The sequence below is a fragment of the Mycobacterium sp. genome, from assembly GCF_035274705.1.
GTDB lineage: Bacteria > Actinomycetota > Actinomycetes > Mycobacteriales > Mycobacteriaceae > Mycobacterium.
Genome location: NZ_DATENY010000029.1, coordinates 55374 through 70939, shown reverse-complemented (window position 1 = coordinate 70939; position 15566 = coordinate 55374). Strand labels below are relative to the sequence as shown.

The 15566-nt window shown below is 67.1% G+C and carries 18 protein-coding genes; 7 read left to right on the top strand and 11 right to left on the bottom strand.

Annotated features, from left to right (window positions below; all coding sequences use genetic code 11):
- The first annotated feature begins 134 nt into the window (after nt 1–134).
- Nucleotides 135–386 carry a CDGP domain-containing protein gene (locus VJV41_RS07810; protein WP_325332723.1) on the top strand — a complete coding sequence of 84 codons (252 nt, stop codon included), beginning with the start codon at nt 135–137 and terminating at the stop codon, nt 384–386.
- A gap of 22 nt (nt 387–408) precedes the next feature.
- On the opposite strand, the gene VJV41_RS07805 is transcribed toward VJV41_RS07810, so the two are convergent.
- The 3 genes from VJV41_RS07805 to VJV41_RS07795 form a co-directional block, all read right to left on the bottom strand.
- On the bottom strand, nt 409–1344 hold the full coding sequence (locus tag VJV41_RS07805) for an alanine and proline-rich secreted protein Apa (RefSeq protein WP_325332722.1): 936 nt from the start codon (nt 1342–1344) through the stop codon (nt 409–411).
- Nucleotides 1345–1565: 221 nt separating this feature from the next.
- Complete coding sequence (locus VJV41_RS07800; RefSeq protein WP_325332721.1) at nt 1566–2624, bottom strand: sulfate/molybdate ABC transporter ATP-binding protein; 1059 nt, start codon at nt 2622–2624, stop codon at nt 1566–1568.
- A gap of 6 nt (nt 2625–2630) precedes the next feature.
- A complete protein-coding gene (locus VJV41_RS07795; protein WP_325332727.1) occupies nt 2631–3368 on the bottom strand; it encodes an ABC transporter permease in 738 nt (245 codons plus the stop codon).
- A 175-nt stretch (nt 3369–3543) separates the two neighbouring features.
- Here VJV41_RS07795 and VJV41_RS07790 point away from each other — a divergent pair, with 175 nt between their 5' ends.
- The 3 genes from VJV41_RS07790 to VJV41_RS07780 all read left to right on the top strand — a co-directional run bounded on the left by VJV41_RS07790 (nt 3544) and on the right by VJV41_RS07780 (nt 6690).
- Nucleotides 3544–4221, top strand: coding sequence for an SDR family oxidoreductase (locus tag VJV41_RS07790; protein ID WP_325332726.1), 678 nt, complete (start codon nt 3544–3546; stop codon nt 4219–4221).
- A gap of 66 nt (nt 4222–4287) precedes the next feature.
- Nucleotides 4288–5217, top strand: a complete 930-nt coding sequence (locus tag VJV41_RS07785; RefSeq protein ID WP_325332720.1) for an LLM class F420-dependent oxidoreductase — start codon at nt 4288–4290, stop codon at nt 5215–5217.
- A 99-nt stretch (nt 5218–5316) separates the two neighbouring features.
- Nucleotides 5317–6690: an NAD(P)/FAD-dependent oxidoreductase gene (locus VJV41_RS07780; RefSeq protein WP_325332719.1), complete on the top strand. Its 1374-nt coding sequence runs from the start codon at nt 5317–5319 to the stop codon at nt 6688–6690.
- On the opposite strand, the gene VJV41_RS07775 is transcribed toward VJV41_RS07780, so the two are convergent.
- From VJV41_RS07775 to VJV41_RS07740, 8 genes are all read right to left on the bottom strand, one after another.
- Nucleotides 6687–7313: an urease accessory protein UreD gene (locus tag VJV41_RS07775; RefSeq protein WP_325332718.1), complete on the bottom strand. Its 627-nt coding sequence runs from the start codon at nt 7311–7313 to the stop codon at nt 6687–6689. The two genes, VJV41_RS07780 and VJV41_RS07775, sit on opposite strands and share 4 nt — an antisense overlap.
- Complete coding sequence (ureG, locus tag VJV41_RS07770) at nt 7310–7999, bottom strand: urease accessory protein UreG (RefSeq protein ID WP_325332717.1); 690 nt, start codon at nt 7997–7999, stop codon at nt 7310–7312. Before ureG ends, VJV41_RS07775 begins: the two co-directional genes overlap by 4 nt.
- Nucleotides 8000–8009: 10 nt before the next feature.
- On the bottom strand, nt 8010–8645 hold the full coding sequence (locus VJV41_RS07765; RefSeq protein WP_325332716.1) for an urease accessory protein UreF: 636 nt from the start codon (nt 8643–8645) through the stop codon (nt 8010–8012).
- Nucleotides 8646–8661: 16 nt separating this feature from the next.
- Nucleotides 8662–10383 carry an urease subunit alpha gene (locus VJV41_RS07760; RefSeq protein WP_325332715.1) on the bottom strand — a complete coding sequence of 574 codons (1722 nt, stop codon included), beginning with the start codon at nt 10381–10383 and terminating at the stop codon, nt 8662–8664.
- Entirely contained in the window at nt 10380–10724 is a 345-nt protein-coding gene (locus VJV41_RS07755) for an urease subunit beta (RefSeq protein WP_325332714.1), read from the bottom strand. The genes VJV41_RS07760 and VJV41_RS07755 overlap by 4 nt, the downstream gene beginning before the upstream one ends.
- Nucleotides 10721–11023 carry an urease subunit gamma gene (locus tag VJV41_RS07750; RefSeq protein WP_325332713.1) on the bottom strand — a complete coding sequence of 101 codons (303 nt, stop codon included), beginning with the start codon at nt 11021–11023 and terminating at the stop codon, nt 10721–10723. Before VJV41_RS07750 ends, VJV41_RS07755 begins: the two co-directional genes overlap by 4 nt.
- A gap of 54 nt (nt 11024–11077) precedes the next feature.
- On the bottom strand, nt 11078–11482 hold the full coding sequence (locus VJV41_RS07745; protein ID WP_325332712.1) for a PaaI family thioesterase: 405 nt from the start codon (nt 11480–11482) through the stop codon (nt 11078–11080).
- Nucleotides 11483–11668: 186 nt separating this feature from the next.
- The gene (locus VJV41_RS07740; protein ID WP_325332711.1) at nt 11669–12427 is read right to left on the bottom strand and encodes an iron reductase; all 759 of its coding nucleotides are present in this window, start codon (nt 12425–12427) and stop codon (nt 11669–11671) included.
- A 215-nt stretch (nt 12428–12642) separates the two neighbouring features.
- Between VJV41_RS07740 and VJV41_RS07735 the strand changes: the two genes are divergently transcribed.
- The 3 genes from VJV41_RS07735 to gndA are packed head-to-tail and all read left to right on the top strand — an operon-like array spanning nt 12643 to nt 15512.
- Nucleotides 12643–13059 carry a BlaI/MecI/CopY family transcriptional regulator gene (locus VJV41_RS07735; RefSeq protein WP_325332710.1) on the top strand — a complete coding sequence of 139 codons (417 nt, stop codon included), beginning with the start codon at nt 12643–12645 and terminating at the stop codon, nt 13057–13059.
- A gap of 14 nt (nt 13060–13073) precedes the next feature.
- A complete protein-coding gene (locus tag VJV41_RS07730) occupies nt 13074–13994 on the top strand; it encodes a M56 family metallopeptidase (RefSeq protein WP_325332709.1) in 921 nt (306 codons plus the stop codon).
- 54 nt (nt 13995–14048) lie between these two features.
- Nucleotides 14049–15512 carry an NADP-dependent phosphogluconate dehydrogenase gene (gene gndA, locus VJV41_RS07725; protein ID WP_325332708.1) on the top strand — a complete coding sequence of 488 codons (1464 nt, stop codon included), beginning with the start codon at nt 14049–14051 and terminating at the stop codon, nt 15510–15512.
- The last annotated feature ends 54 nt before the right edge of the window (nt 15513–15566 follow it).

The following is a 15566-nucleotide window of genomic DNA, read 5'->3' as shown; positions in this document are numbered from 1 at the left end:
ATTCCTAACCGGTCACGAAGGCATAACCTGTCAATAACGCGGCAGGCCGCGGCTCACCTTCCGGCCGGGGCGACGCGCCGAGACCGAATTGGTACCGGTGATCAGGAATCGGTACCGCGAAGAAGAGGTGGGAGATGAAAGCACTTGTCGCACTGGCTGTTGCAGGTCTGGCGGCCAGTGGGATCGCCTTGGCCTCACCGGCCAGCGCCGGCTGCCAGGGCGGTTGGACGCCGTGGGGTGGGGGCACCACGTGCGATGGACCGATCGCCGGCGACGGAACCTTCCAGCGCTGCGTGACCGCAGGAGCCATGGGGTTCGGCGGCACCAACTGCTATCTGCTCAACGTCAACAACCTCGAGGGCCAGGTTCCCTACGTTGGTCCGTGAAAACCCAACCGGCGGTTAACCCTTAGGCCGGCGGCATCATCCCGGGGGGAACGCTGTTCGGGTCGACCGGGACAGGCACGCCGACATTCGGGTTCTGGCCCGGCGTGCTCGTCCCTCCTGCTGGGGGTGGCGGCGCGTTCGGGTCCGGCGGCGGGGCCGTCCACGGACGGATGGATTGCGCCAACGTGGTGGCCGCAGGCTTGGGCACGGGATTGTTCGCCGTACCGAGCCAGACGACGAACCAGCGCTCCGGGGCCCGCTGGCCGCGCGGCGCGCCCGGCGGCGTCGGTGCTCCGATCACCCCGGCCCAGATCTGACCGTTGGGCTTGTTGGTGTCGGTGAACTTCACCTCGTAATACGAGGCGACGCCCGTCATGTCGCCCGCACTCAACGGGACGGTTTCCTGATTGATTCGCGTGCCGGGGAACGGCATGAAGAATTCACCCATATCCGAGGCGAGCCGCTGAGCCGCCTTGGTGTTGTCGGTCTCGGCCCCGGCGAACAGCTTCAGATCGAGCCGACCGAGCAGCACGCTGGTGTCGTTCGGCGGCTGCGCACCTTCCGGCGGAACCTTGCTCAGCAACGCCTGGCCGTAGGACAGCTGCGTGGCGTCGGCCACCTTCCAGCCGGCGGGGACCACGTAGCTGAACCCTCCCGCTGCGTTGTTGACACGGCCCGGCTCGGGCGGAGGCGGCGGAGCAGGCGCATTGGGGTCAGCCGCCGGGGGCGCCGGCGCGTTCGGGTCGGCAGGCGGGGGCGGCGGAGCGTTCGGATCCGCGGGTGGCCCCTCCAGGAAGGTATTGCCCGGAGGCGGCGGTGGAGGGGCAGGCGTCGCGGGATCGGCGTTGGCCACCGTCGGCAATGTCAGCGCCACCACCGTGGCACCGGTCAGCGCCGCGATCGCCAGCGTCTTCGAGAGGCCCTTGCGGTGTTCAGATATCGCGTCCGGCTGATCCATGTGGAAGAAACTACCGTGTTACCGCCGTGACGCAAGTGCGAGTTGCTAAAAAAGTGCTCAGCTGAGAGATTGCTGTGCGCATTAAAGCTTGTGTAGAGACGGCACTTCGAGAGTTGCTGGCATGACAAGACCCCCGCGCGTTGCGCGGGGCCGTCGTAGCGCTTCTCCCCCGGTGGTTCTTGGTCGATTTAGACCTTTGATCGCCTCCGCACTGGCCGCCGTTACGGGCTCGGATGGACCATGACCTCCTGCGCCTTTACCGAGAAGTACACGTGGTCGCCGGGCGCTAAACACAACTCGGCCGCGGACTCGGCGGTGATGTCCGCGGCAAGGCCCGGCGCACCGTCGGGCTGCTCCTCGGCACGCACGCGGATCGCCGGTCCGCGGCTGTCGAGTTCGGCCACCACCACCTCCACGGTGTTGCGGGGGCTGCCGTGCGGTTTGTCGCGATAGACGGCGACGGCCCCCGGGCTGAACACCGCCACCCCTGCCTGGCCGCCCGCCACGTCGGCGCCCGGGTTGCCGTGCCACACCGAACCCCACTGCGTCGTGAGCACGCCGTCTGCCCCTGCGGTGCCACCGACCAGATTGACACCGGCGAACCGCGCCCCGAACCGACTTCGCGGCGCCGCTAAAATCGTTGCAGTGGAGCCACTTTCGGCAATACGACCCGATTCGAGAACCAGCACTCGGTCCGCGAGAGTCAACACATCGAGCAAGTCATGTGTGATGAGCACCGCGCACCGGCCGTCACGAACCAGCACCTGCCGCAACACCCGGCGCATCGCGGTAGCGGCGGCGACGTCGAGCCCGGCCAGCGGTTCGTCGAGCAGCAATACTCCGGGTTCGGCGGCCAGCGCGCGGGCCAGCGCGACCCGTTGGGCCTGCCCGCCGGAGAGCTGACGGGGCGCCCGATCGGCGAGGTCGGCAGCGTCCACCTCTGCGAGCCAGCTGGCCGCGGCCTCACGCGAAGTGCGTGGGGAGAACGCCACATTGGCGATGACGCTCAGGTGCGGAAACAGCAGCGGGTCCTGCAACAGCAAGCCGACGCGGCGGTCATGGGTGGCGACATGGATTTTGGCCGACGTGTCCGTCAGCACCCGCTCGCCCACGCGCACGACGCCACTGTCCGGCCGCAGCAGACCGGCGATGATGTGCAGCACCGTCGACTTGCCTGCGCCGTTCGCTCCGAGCACCGCCAGCACTTCGCCTGCGGCGACCTCGAATTGCACGTCGACGCCACGGCTTTCGACAACGGCCCGCAGCGCTACACCCGTCATCGCGGGCTACCAGGCATCGGCGCCTCGCAACCGGCGCACGCCGAGGCCGACCACGACCACGGCGGCCACCGCGACAAGCAGCAGCGACAAAGCGACCGCCGCGTCCGCGTCGCTTTCGCGCTGCAGGTAGATCTCCAGCGGCAGGGTACGGGTGACGCCGGCACGGGAACCCGCGAAGGTCAGGGTCGCGCCGAACTCACCTAGCGATCGCGCGAACGCCAACACCGCGCCCGAGATCAGGCCAGGAGCCAAGAGCGGCAACGTCACTCGCCACCACACGATGGTGGGCCGCGCACCGAGCGTCGCCGCCACCACTTCGTAATCGGCTCCCGCCGTGCGTGCCGCACCCTCCAGCGCGATCACCAGAAACGGCAGCGACACAAAAGTCTGAGCCAGCACCACCGCCGTTGTGGTGAACGCAATTTGAATTCCGCCGGCGTTGAGATACTGCCCGATCAGTCCCAGCCGGCCGAACGCGTACAGCAGCGCGATTCCGCCGACCACCGGCGGCAGCACCAACGGAAGAAGGATCAACGGCCTGGCCATCTGGACGACCCGGGCGCCGCTACGGGCAAGCACGAGCGCCATCGGCACCCCGAACAGCAGGCACAGCGCGGTGCTGGCGGCCGCCGTCTTGAGGCTCAGTACGAGCGCCGTCGTGGAGGACGGGCTGCTGATCAGCAACCAGAAGTGCGGCCAGTCAACCTTGGCGGCCACTGCGATCAAGGGCACCACCACGAACATTGCCCCGATGGCGGCGGGGACGTAAATCCAGCGAGGCAGCCCCACAGATCAAGACCCTATGGCACGTTGGCCGAACTGTTGCCGTGTCGTACGCGCGTCGAGTTTCGCCCACTAGCTACCGTCCAGTAACATGACGCTCACTCGCTGGTTCAGCGTCGAACAACAGCAGGAGGTCATGGCGATGGATGTGCTTGTCACCGGCGGCGACACCGATCTGGGGCGCACGATCGCGGAGGGCTTCCGCGATGCCGGTCACCAAGTCGTGATCGCCGGCGCCCGCCGCGACGACCTCGAGGTCGCCGCCAAGGAACTCGACGTCGACGCGATCGTTTTCGACAACACTGACCCCGCCAGCCTCGAGCAGGCGCGCAGCCAGTTCCCGCATCACCTCGACACCATCGTCAATGTGCCGACCCCGCGCTGGGATGCCGGCGACCCGCGCACCTACTCGCTTTCCGATCTGGCCGCGGCATGGCGAAACGCTCTCGATGCGACGGCCGTGTCGGCGGTGCTGACCGTCCAGATCCTCGGCGACCATCTGCGTTCCGGAGGCTCGATCGTCACCGTGATCCCGGAGCACCCGCGCGACGGCAGCGCCGAAGCCGCCGTCAAGGCTGCTGTCGCAGAGTGGACTGCCGGGCAGGCCACCTATTTCGGCACCCGGGGCATCACGGTGAACGCGGTGGCCGCAGGCCGCAGCGCCGAGCCGGGCTACGACGGCCTGTCCACCACCCCACCGCCAGTGGCGGCCGAGATCACCAGGCTCGCCCTGTTCCTCGCCACCCCGGCCGCCCGCCACATCACCGGCCAGACGCTGCATGTCAGCCAAGGTGCCCTAGCCAACTTCGGCTGATATTCCCCGGTTCACCAAGAGCGAAACGGGGTGACCGCCCCGGTTAGCGTGTGGTTACGTGAAGACGTGACCATCAAACTCGGACTTCAGATCCCCAACTTCTCGTACGGCACCGGCGTCGCTGAGCTCTTCCCCACCGTCATCGCGCAGGCGCAGGAAGCAGAAGCGGCAGGCTACGACTCCGTCTTCGTGATGGACCACTTCTATCAACTGCCCGGCCTTGGCACCCCGGACCAGCCGATGCTCGAGGCGTACACGGCGCTCGGCGGACTGGCGACGGCTACCGAACGTGTGCAGCTGGGCACGCTCGTCACCGGCAACACCTATCGCAACCCGACGCTGCTCGCCAAGGCCATCACGACGCTGGACGTGGTGAGCCAGGGTCGCGCCATTCTCGGCATCGGAACCGGTTGGTACGAGCTCGAACACGACAGCCTCGGCTTCGAATTCGGCACGTTCACCGACCGCTTCAACAAGCTAGACGAGGCGCTGCAGATCATCCTGCCGATGATCAAGGGCGAGCGGCCGACGTTCTCCGGGAAGTACTATCGCGCACAAGAGGCGATGGCCGAGCCGCGCTTCCGTCCGCACATCCCGCTGATGATCGGCGGCAGCGGTGAGAAGAAGACGATTCCGTTGGCCGCCAAGTACTTCGACCACCTCAACATCATCGCCGGGTTCGACGAGCTGCCGCGCAAGGTGGCCGTGGTCAAGGAGCGCTGCGAGGAGTTCGGTCGCGACCCCGCGACGCTCGAGACGAGCATGCTCCTCATCGCGGTGATCGACGAGAACGTGACCCCAGATCTGATCCCGGACGACTTCAAGCAGCGGGCCGTTGTCGGCGGCCCCGATCAGGTAGTCGACCAGATCAAGACGAAGGTGCTCGACGCGGGCGTGGACGGCGTCATCCTGAGCCCGGTGACGAGCCTCAACGGCTATCAACCGGGTGGCATCACCGCGGTCGCGGAGAAGCTGAGGCCGCTCCTCGGCGTTTAAATCCCCGGCAACGTGGCAAATCTCACGGCGCTGCGGGGATGCAGGGCGGCTACCGTAGTGTCTGTATAAGTGCACGTGTAGTCCGTCGAGGAGCCGAAAATGAGCCATCCCGGAGCCACTACGACTGATCGGCACAAGGTCGTGATCATCGGTTCGGGGTTCGGAGGGCTGAACGCCGCCAAGGCCCTGAAGCACGCCGACGTCGACATCAAGTTGATCGCCAGGACCACTCATCACCTGTTCCAGCCCTTGCTCTACCAGGTGGCCACCGGGATCATCTCGTCGGGCGAGATCGCCCCGCCCACCCGGATTATCCTGCGCAGGCAGAAGAACGCGCAGGTGTTGTTGGGCAACGTCACGCATATCGACCTGGCCAACAAGACAGTCAAGTCGGAACTGCTCGGCCACGACTATGTGACGCCATACGACAGCCTGATCATCGCGGCCGGGGCGGGCCAGTCCTACTTCGGCAACGACCACTTCGCCGAGTGGGCACCAGGCATGAAGACGGTCGACGACGCACTCGAGCTGCGCGGCAGGATCCTTGGCGCGTTCGAACAGGCCGAGCGCTCCAGTGATCCCGCCCGGCGCGAGAAGCTGTTGACATTCACCGTCGTCGGGGCGGGGCCCACCGGTGTCGAAATGGCAGGGCAGATCGCCGAACTCGCCGACCACACGCTCAAAGGCGCGTTCCGCCATATCGATTCGACACAGGCACGGGTGATCCTGCTCGACGCGGCACCCGCGGTGCTGCCACCGATGGGCGAGAAGCTCGGCAAGTACGCCCAGGCGCGGCTGGAGAAGATGGGCGTCGACATCCAGCTCGGCGCGATGGTCACCGATGTGGACCGCAATGGCATTACCGTCAAGGATTCCGACGGCACCATACGGCGAATCGAATCCGCCACCAAGGTGTGGTCGGCCGGGGTGTCGGCGAGCCCACTGGGCCGCGACCTCGCCGAGCAGTCCGATGTCGAGGTGGACCGGGCCGGACGGGTCAAGGTACTGCCGGATCTGTCGATCCCGGGCCACCCGAACGTGTTCGTCGTCGGCGACATGGCCGCGGTCGAAGGTGTGCCCGGCATGGCGCAAGGGGCCATCCAGGGCGGCAAATACGCGGCGAAGGCCATCAAGGCGGAGCTGAAGGGCGCCGACCCTGCCCAGCGCGAACCGTTCCAGTATTTCGACAAGGGCTCGATGGCGACGGTTTCGCGGTTCTCCGCGGTCGCGAAGGTCGGCCCGCTGGAATTCGGCGGCTTCATCGCTTGGCTCGCCTGGCTGGTACTGCACCTGGTGTATCTCGTCGGCTTCAAGACGAAGATCACCACGCTGCTGTCGTGGACCGTGACCTTCCTGTCAAGGGCGCGCGGGAACCTCACCATCACGGAGCAGCAGGCTTACGCCCGCACCAGGATCGAGGAACTCCAGGAGATCGCGGCGTCCGTGCAGGACACCGAGAAGGCGGCGAGTTAGAGCCTGTCGCCCTGCCAGGTCGACAGGCAGCCACCGCCGGCCAACGCGAGCGCAACACCCTCGGTCTCGACTTCACTGTCGGGATAGTGGAATTCGCTGATGCACGCCATCGGCGTCCCGAGTGCATCGTCGGTCACCGATCCATTGCCGAGCTCCATGCGATGACGCAGCAGCGGCGACTCGCCGACGTCGGCGTGTAGCGAGCCGGACCAAAACCCTTGCCGTTCACCGGATCTGCCGACCTGGATTCGCTCTCGCAATCGGACGCGTCCGGATTCCGCCAAGTTGAGCCGGGTCGACGTGAAGTGATGCGAGGTGGCAGCGACGACCGTCGGTTGCGGGTCGACGTCGAGGTCACCCGCGACTTCGAGCGTCCAGAACGCGTGTGACTCCGTGGTGGCCGACCCGGGCAGCGTCACGGTGGCCGCGGCCGTCCGAACCCGCAGCCGCGCACCCTGTTCGACGACAACACGCACATGAATGGCGTCGCCGCCGAGCGGGGTCGCCGCCGCCGAAACCAAGTGCACGGTATCGGGTTCGGTGCGGCGCGCGGACAGCCCGCCGGTGCACTCGATCCGCGGCGGCCGGTTGGGGCACGCGACGATGAGGACGTCGGATCTCATTGCACGAGAACCCGTAGCTGTTCGCGCACCCACGCGAGCACCTCGGTTGCGGCCGGGTCCTCGGTCAGCGAGATCAGCACGGCGGGCCTGCCGTCGCGGACCTTGGCGGCGTCGCGGCGCATCACGCCGAGGTCGGCACCGACGAGCGGCGCCAGGTCGGTCTTGTTGATCACCAACAGATCCGAGTAGGTGACGCCTGGCCCGCCCTTGCGCGGTACCTTGTCGCCACCGGCCACGTCGACGACGAAGATCTGCACGTCGACGAGGCCTGAGGAGAACGTGGCCGTCAGGTTGTCGCCGCCGGACTCGACCAGGATGAGGTCGAGGCGGTCGTTGCCGGCGATCAGGTCGTCGATGGCGTCGAGGTTCGCGGTGATGTCGTCGCGGATCGCGGTGTGCGGACAGCCGCCGGTCTGCACCGCGGCGATGCGTTCGTCGGGCAGCACGGCGTGGCGGCGCAGGAAGTCGGCGTCCTCGGTGGTGTAGATGTCGTTGGTCAGTACGGCCAGCGAGATATCGTCGCGCAGTTGCCGGCACAGCGCAGCCACTAGCGCGGTCTTGCCGGAGCCGACGGGTCCGCCGATGCCGATGCGCAGCGGCTCCCCCGGCATGCGTGTGCGCTTGGGTCGTTCGGTGTGGGTGTGCGGCTCGCCAGCCGACTCAAACGAGTGGAAATGCGGTGGCATTGTTTGCCTTTCAGGAGACGAACAAGGGTCGCTCGCGTTGGCTATGGCGCTGGGCCAGCACGTCGAGCAGCGGATCGGACAGGTCAGCCAGCTCCTTGCCGGCGTCGGCGGCGATCTCGTCGCATAACGATGACAGTTCGAATGTCAGCGCCGCGACGTCCGCGGGGTCGAGCGCCAGCAGCCGCTGTGCGGCCGTCGCGGACCCGGTCATCGTGGTGTAGACGATCGACAACGCGGTCTGTTCTGGTGTGAGGCGGCTGGCCTTGCCCACCGCGCCTGCCGCAATGGCCAGATGCGGCCTCGTACCGAGCGCCTCCCAGTCGTTGTCCGGCCATACCCGCCGCGCCAGCCGTAGAAGGCCGCGGCCCTGCGCGCGGGAGGCCTGCCGGGCGGCGGGTGCCGGTGTGCGAGCGTCGGTTTCGCGGTCCGCGACCTCCGGCGTCACGGCTCCGCTGTGCACGGCCGCAGCCAGCGACGCCGTCACCAGACCCTGCGTGCGGATACGGCGGCGCAGATAGGCCCGCAGGGTGGCGAGGTCGATGACGAGCCCACTGGTTACCGCCTCCTCGACGCCCCCAGAGTGGACGTGGCCTCCGGTCGGCAGTCGCGAGTCGGCCAGCGCCAGCAGCGTCGCGAGGTTCGTCATCAGAAGAGGCAACCCCCTAGAAGAGGAAATAACGCTGCGCCATGGGCAATTCGGTGGCCGGCTGCTCCTGCCACACGTCGCCGTCGATGCGGACGGTAAACGTGTCGGGGTCGACCTCGATGCGTGGCAACGCGTCGTTGAGCGGCATATCCGCCTTGCCGACCTTGCGGACATCCTTGACCGCGACCAGCCTGCGGTTGACAGCCAGCCGATCGGCCAGTCCGTCGTCGACGGCTTGCGGGGACACGAAATGCACCGACGTGGCGGCGGCAGCCGCGGGCGCGGCACCGAACATCGGCCGGGGCAGTACGGGCTGCGGCGTTGGGATTGACGCATTCGCGTCTCCCATTGCGGCCCAGGCGATCATGCCGCCTTTGAGCACCGCGTGCGGGCGCACCCCGAAGAACGCCGGCTCCCAGAGCACCAGGTCGGCGAGCTTGCCGACTTCGACCGATCCGATCTCGTGGTCCAGTCCGTGCGCGATAGCGGGGCAGATCGTGTATTTCGCGACGTAGCGGCGTGCGCGGTTGTTGTCGGCCCTATCGTCGCCGGGTAGCGCGCCGCGGCGCCGCTTCATCACGTGTGCGCTCTGCCATGTGCGGATCACGACTTCCCCGATCCGGCCCATCGCCTGCGCGTCGCTGCCGATCATCGAGATCGCGCCGATGTCGTGCAGCAGGTCCTCGGCCGCGATTGTCGACGGCCGAATCCTGCTCTCTGCGAACGCGAGATCTTCGGGCACACTGGGGTTCAGGTGATGACACACCATCAGCATGTCGAGGTGTTCGTCCAGCGTGTTGACGGTGTGCGGGCGCGTCGGGTTCGTGGAACTGGGCAGCACGTACGGCTCGCCGGCGACCGTGATGATGTCGGGCGCATGCCCGCCGCCTGCTCCCTCGGTGTGGTAGGCGTGGATGGACCGGCCTGCGATGGCGCGCAGCGTGTCCTCGACGAACCCCATCTCGTTGAGGGTGTCGGTGTGGATGTTCACCTGTACGCCCGCGGCGTCGGACACCGTCAGGCAGGCGTCGATCGCAGCGGGGGTGGTACCCCAGTCCTCATGCAATTTGAAACCGGCTGCGCCACCGCGTAATTGCTCCCACATCGCCTCCGCGCTGACGGTGTTGCCCTTGCCAAGCAGGGCCACGTTCAGCGGCCAGGAATCCAGCGATTCGAGGATCCGCGCCAGGTGCCAGGCGCCGGGCGTGACGGTGGTGGCCTTACTGCCCTCCGCGGGTCCGGTGCCGCCGGCGATGATCGTGGTGATGCCGCCGCCGAGCGCCTCCTCCATGATCTGCGGGCAGATCAGGTGCACGTGGCAGTCGATGGCGCCGGCCGTCACGATGCGACCGTTGCCGGCGATGATCTCCGTCGACGGGCCGACCACGAGGTCGGGGTGCACACCGTGCATGATGTCGGGATTGCCGGCCTTGCCGATCGCGGCGATGCGGCCGTCGCGAATGCCGATGTCGGCCTTGATGATTCCCCAGTGGTCGATGATGACCACGCCAGTAATGACAGTGTCGGGGGCACCCTCGGCGCGAGTGGCGGTTCCCTGCCCCATCGACTCGCGCAACACCTTGCCGCCGCCGAACACCGCCTCGTCGCCTGCCAGCCCAGGGCCGCCGCTGCGGTCCTCGGTGATCTCGACGAACAGATCGGTATCGGCGAGCCGGATCCGGTCACCGGTCGTCGGCCCGAACAGCGCGGCATAGCGTGCCCGCGACAGCCCGGTCATGCGTCCAGCCTCCCCGGCGGGTTCAAGCTCAGCCCGTAGACCTCACGCGACCCGCTCAGCGGAACCAATGAAACCTGCTGCACCACACCGGGTTCAAAGCGCACCGCGGTGCCCGCCGGGATGTCGAGCCGGTGGCCGTAGGCGGCGGAGCGATCGAAGTCCAGCGCGGAGTTGGCTTGCGGCAGGTGCACGTGGCTGCCGACCTGCACCGGGCGGTCGCCGGTGTTCACGATCTCCAGAGTCAGCCGTGGTGCGCCGGCGTTGATCGCGATATCGCCGTCGCCGTGGATGATCTGGCCGGGCGCCCACGATGCGCGATCCGCCTTCGGCTTCTCGCTCATGGGATCGGGTGGTGGACGGTGACGAGCTTGGTGCCGTCGGGGAAGGTGGCCTCCACCTGGACGTCGTAGAGCATCTCGGACACTCCCTCCATGACATCGTCGCGGGACAGCACCTCACGGCCGCTGACCATCAGCTCCGCTACCGTGCGGCCGTCGCGGGCGCCTTCGAGCAAGTGATCGGTGATAAGCGCGACGGCCTCGGGGTGATTGAGTTTGAGGCCGCGGGCCTGCCGGCGCCGGGCGAGTTCGGCGGCATACGAAATCAGCAGCCGGTCCTGTTCATGCGGGGTCAAACGCATAGTGCGCGATACTGCCACGGCGCGCGGCGGTCAGCAGCGCACGGAAATGGGCGGCTATTCGGCGGGCATGTTCTGCAGCCGCACCTGGCCGCGGGCAACGACCCGATCGTTCTCGTCGGAGATGGTGATCAGCCACAGCTGCTGGCGGCGGCCGCGGTGGATAGGCGTCGAGACCGCGGTGACGGTGCCAGTGGAGATGGCACGCAGGAAGTCGGTGTTGTTGTTGACGCCGACGACGTGTCCGCCGCCGTTCTGCATCAGCCACACGTGTGCGTTCACGCTGGCAAGGCTTTCGACGATCGAGCAGTACACGCCTCCGTGCACGATGCCCCACGGTTGAAGCAGCTTGTCTTGGATCTTCAACCGCGCACGTCCGCCGTCGGGCGTCATCTCGACGTACTCGAGTCCGAGCTCCTGGTCGAATCCCTTGCCGAATTCGGCGGGCAGTTCCGTCGTCACGCGATTGTGTCTACACGGCGGCGTTCACGGGCTTCGCTGCGGGTGGGGCCCGAATGCGGACGGACCCCGCACGCTTGGCACGGGGTCCGTCCTTCGTAGGGACCGGGAGTCTCTGCAGCCCTCAGGACTCCGGCACGGTCCGGTCGTTCACGTTTGATGCTGTACTGAAGCATAGGCAAGGCTGCCCTAATTAAACAACCCCTTCCCGACGGTCATCCGCGAGCCACGCACGGGCACACCAAATCCGACCAGCGCATCGAGCACCGCTTGTGCGCGGCGCATACTCGTCACCTCACTGGAATGGGCCAGCAGCGGGACCTGCGTCGCCGCACTGACCACTGCGGCGCCGACCAGATGCCACATCGATGCAACCGACATCGCGCCACCCGAGACGTTGGCCAGCTTTCCGAAGAGTGGCGCCAGGGCGCGATGACTACGGTGCGCGACCCACATCGTCAACGCCGCCTCGCGGGGCAGTGCGACGATGCCTTCGCCCGTCGAATTGCCGAAACGCAACACCGGATCGTCCGGCAGCGCGCGCAGCGTCGGATCGACGACGCCGACCCAGTCGATTGCGCTCTCGGAGTCGACATGCACCCACAGGTTCTCCAGACCGGTGTCCCAAGCCCGGCCTTCGAGGACTAGCAGCGGAATGACGCGCCCCACCACCACATGCGCCAGCGTCGCCGCGAGCTGCTGGGCCACGGCGGCGCTGCTGTCGGTCTCCTCCGCGGCGAGGTCGAACATCGACTGCAGGCGGTCGGTGGTAAGCGCCTCCGCCAGTGGCCACCATCGTCGGCGCGACAGATCACCCATCACCGCGACGCCGTAAACGCGCGGACATTCGGGGTAGAGCTCGCGCAGCCGTCGGCTCGACTCGTGCAGCGGCAGCATCCGCCTGATCGCCATGCCCGCGATGAGCGGGTCGTCGACCACAACCGTCATGACACCTCCGATATGAGTTAGGTTAGCCTTACAATAGTGCGATGCGCCGATGGAGCCAGACCCTGTGACTCGATTCACAAGGCCGGGCGACCTGCAGGTGACCACTGCGGGAACATTCGGAGCCCGACCGAAAGTTGTTGGGAAGTGTTAGATACGACGCACGGTAGTAACCGCGTAGTACCCTGGACAGACAGGCTGATGGAGATGAACGGAACATGGCCAAGTTGACGCGTCTCGGGGAGCTGGAACGCGCTGTGATGGACCACCTCTGGTCCACCGGCGAGCCCCAAACCGTGCGGCAGGTGCATGAGGCGCTCGCGGCCGAACGCGACCTCGCCTACACCACGATCATGACCGTGTTGCAGCGCCTGGCGAAGAAGAACCTCGTCGTGCAACATCGCGACGACCGGGCGCACCGATATGCGCCTATGCACGGACGCGACGAGCTGGTTGCCGGACTGATGGTCGACGCGCTCGACCAGGTCTCGGACACCGGCAGTCGGCAGGCCGCGCTGGTGCACTTCGTCGAGCGCGTCGGCGCAGACGAAGCCGCCGCACTACGCCGCGCGCTGGCAGAGTTGGAAGGTAAGCACCAGCAGGTCCGGCCCGCTGGCGATCCGGGCACCGACTGAGAGAGACTTACAGCGTGTCCGCGCTGGCCTTCACCATCGTCGCCCTGCTCCTGTCGGGGCCGGTGCCGGCCGTGCTTGCGCGGGCGACGTGGCCGATGCGCGCACCGCGGGCCGCCATCGTGCTGTGGCAGTCGATAGCACTGGCCGCCGTCCTCTCGGCATTCTCGGCCGGAATCGCAATCGCCAGCCGGTTGTTCGTGCCCGGCCTCGACGGCCGCCCGACCGCCACCATCACCAGTGAAATCGACGTGCTGGGCTGGCCGCTGTGGACGGCATACGTCATCGTGTTCGCCCTGACCGTGGTCATCGGCGCACGACTGACCTACGCCATCGTTCAGGTGGCCATCGCCACGCGCCGCCGCCGCGCCCATCACCGAATGGTCGTCGACCTGGTCGGCAAGTCGCAGGGCAGCCACCTGCGAATCCTCGACGTGGCCCAACCACTGGCCTACTGCCTGCCCGGCGTCCGCAGCCGCGTGGTCGTCAGCGAGGGTGCGCTGAACACGTTGGCCGACAACGAGATGGCCGCGATCCTCACCCATGAGCGCGCACACCTGCGGGCGCGCCACGACCTGGTGCTCGAGATGTTCACCGCGGTGCACGCCGCCTTCCCCCGATTCGTCCGCAGCGCCAACGCACTCGACGCTGTGCGCCTGTTGATCGAACTGCTTGCCGACGATGCCGCGGTCCGCGCGGCCGGGCCCACTCCCCTTGCCCGGGCACTGGTCGCATGCGCGTCGGGGCACACCCCGTCCGGCGCCTTGGCCGCGGGCGGGCCGACGACCGTGCTGCGGGTGCGCCGCCTCGGTGGGCGGCCAAACAGCCTGACGCTCGCTGTGACCGCCTATCTGGCCGCGGCCGCCGTGCTCGTCGTGCCGACCGTCGCACTCGCGGTGCCGTGGCTGACGGAATTACATCGGCTCTTCATGGCGTAGTCACTCATAGCCGATAAACACAACAGCGACAACAAAAAATGAAAGGCGTCCCGAATGAGCTCGTCTGAAAACTCCGACACCACCGGCACCGCTCAGATCGGGGTCACCGGCCTGGCCGTGATGGGGTCGAACATCGCGCGCAACTTCGCCAGGCACGGCTACACCGTCGCCCTGCACAACCGCTCGATCGCCAAAACGGACGCGCTCCTCGACGAACACGGCTCCGAGGGCAAGTTCGTCCGCAGCGAGACCATCCCGGAATTCCTTGCCGCCCTTGAGAAGCCGCGCCGGGTACTGATCATGGTCAAGGCCGGCGATCCGACCGATGCTGTGATCAACGAGCTCGCCGACGCGATGGAGGAGGGCGACATCATCATCGACGGCGGCAACGCGCTCTACACCGATACCATCCGCCGCGAGAAGGCGATGCGCGAGCGTGGTCTGCACTTCGTCGGCGCGGGTATCTCGGGCGGCGAGGAGGGCGCGCTCAACGGCCCGTCGATCATGCCCGGCGGCCCGGCCGAGTCGTACAAGTCGCTCGGCCCGCTGCTGGAAGAGATCTCCGCACACGTCGACGGAGTTCCGTGCTGCACCCACATCGGTCCCGACGGCGCAGGACATTTCGTCAAGATGGTGCACAACGGCATCGAGTATTCCGACATGCAGCTGATCGGAGAGGCCTATCAGCTTCTGCGCGACGGCCTAGGCAAGACGGCACCCGAGATCGCCGACGTATTCGACGAGTGGAACAAGGGCGACCTGGACAGCTTCCTGGTGGAGATCACCGCGCAGGTGCTGCGCGAGACCGACGCCAAGACCGGCAAGCCGTTGGTCGACGTGATCCTCGACGAGGCCGAGCAGAAGGGCACCGGCCGGTGGACGGTCAAGTCGGCGCTGGATCTCGGCGTGCCCGTCACCGGCATCGCCGAGGCGGTGTTCGCCCGCGCCCTGTCGGGTTCGGTCGCCCAGCGCAAGGCCACCACCGGCCTAGCCTCCGGAGACCTCGGCGAAAAGCCCAGTGACGCAGAGAAATTCATCGAAGACGTGCGGCAGGCGCTGTACGCGTCGAAGATCATCGCCTACGCGCAGGGCTTCAATCAGATACAGGCAGGCAGCGCCGAGTACGACTGGGGCATCACTCCCGGCGATCTGGCCACCATCTGGCGTGGCGGCTGCATCATCCGCGCGAAGTTCCTCAACCGGATCAAGGAGGCGTTCGACGAGGATCCGGAGCTGCCGACGCTGATCACCGCTCCGTACTTCCGCAGCGCGATCGAGTCGGCCATCGACAGCTGGCGGCGCGTCGTCACCACGGCCACCACACTCGGCATCCCGATTCCCGGCTTCGCCTCGGCGCTGTCCTACTACGACGCGCTGCGCACCGAGCGGCTCCCGGCGGCGCTGATCCAAGGCCTTCGCGACTTCTTCGGCGCGCACACCTACGCCCGCATCGATGACGACCGTGACAAGAAGTTCCACACGCTCTGGAGCGGCGACCACAGCGAGGTCGAAGCCTAGGTCCCGTCGGCTGGGGGTACCCCCGCTTGCGGGGGAGAGCGAAGCGACTCGGGG

Excerpts from the sequence above, each read along its gene's own strand:
- VJV41_RS07810 (WP_325332723.1), top strand. The coding sequence starts at position 135 with ATGAAAGCACTTGTCGCACTGGCTGTTGCAGGTCTGGCGGCCAGTGGG.
- VJV41_RS07805 (WP_325332722.1), bottom strand. The coding sequence starts at position 1,344 with ATGGATCAGCCGGACGCGATATCTGAACACCGCAAGGGCCTCTCGAAG.
- VJV41_RS07800 (WP_325332721.1), bottom strand. The coding sequence starts at position 2,624 with ATGACGGGTGTAGCGCTGCGGGCCGTTGTCGAAAGCCGTGGCGTCGAC.
- VJV41_RS07795 (WP_325332727.1), bottom strand. The coding sequence starts at position 3,368 with ATGTTCGTGGTGGTGCCCTTGATCGCAGTGGCCGCCAAGGTTGACTGG.
- VJV41_RS07790 (WP_325332726.1), top strand. The coding sequence starts at position 3,544 with ATGGCGATGGATGTGCTTGTCACCGGCGGCGACACCGATCTGGGGCGC.
- VJV41_RS07780 (WP_325332719.1), top strand. The coding sequence starts at position 5,317 with ATGAGCCATCCCGGAGCCACTACGACTGATCGGCACAAGGTCGTGATC.
- VJV41_RS07775 (WP_325332718.1), bottom strand. The coding sequence starts at position 7,313 with ATGAGATCCGACGTCCTCATCGTCGCGTGCCCCAACCGGCCGCCGCGG.
- ureG (WP_325332717.1), bottom strand. The coding sequence starts at position 7,999 with ATGCCACCGCATTTCCACTCGTTTGAGTCGGCTGGCGAGCCGCACACC.
- VJV41_RS07765 (WP_325332716.1), bottom strand. The coding sequence starts at position 8,645 with ATGACGAACCTCGCGACGCTGCTGGCGCTGGCCGACTCGCGACTGCCG.
- VJV41_RS07760 (WP_325332715.1), bottom strand. The coding sequence starts at position 10,383 with ATGACCGGGCTGTCGCGGGCACGCTATGCCGCGCTGTTCGGGCCGACG.
- VJV41_RS07755 (WP_325332714.1), bottom strand. The coding sequence starts at position 10,724 with ATGAGCGAGAAGCCGAAGGCGGATCGCGCATCGTGGGCGCCCGGCCAG.
- VJV41_RS07750 (WP_325332713.1), bottom strand. The coding sequence starts at position 11,023 with ATGCGTTTGACCCCGCATGAACAGGACCGGCTGCTGATTTCGTATGCC.
- VJV41_RS07740 (WP_325332711.1), bottom strand. The coding sequence starts at position 12,427 with ATGACGGTTGTGGTCGACGACCCGCTCATCGCGGGCATGGCGATCAGG.
- VJV41_RS07735 (WP_325332710.1), top strand. The coding sequence starts at position 12,643 with ATGGCCAAGTTGACGCGTCTCGGGGAGCTGGAACGCGCTGTGATGGAC.
- gndA (WP_325332708.1), top strand. The coding sequence starts at position 14,049 with ATGAGCTCGTCTGAAAACTCCGACACCACCGGCACCGCTCAGATCGGG.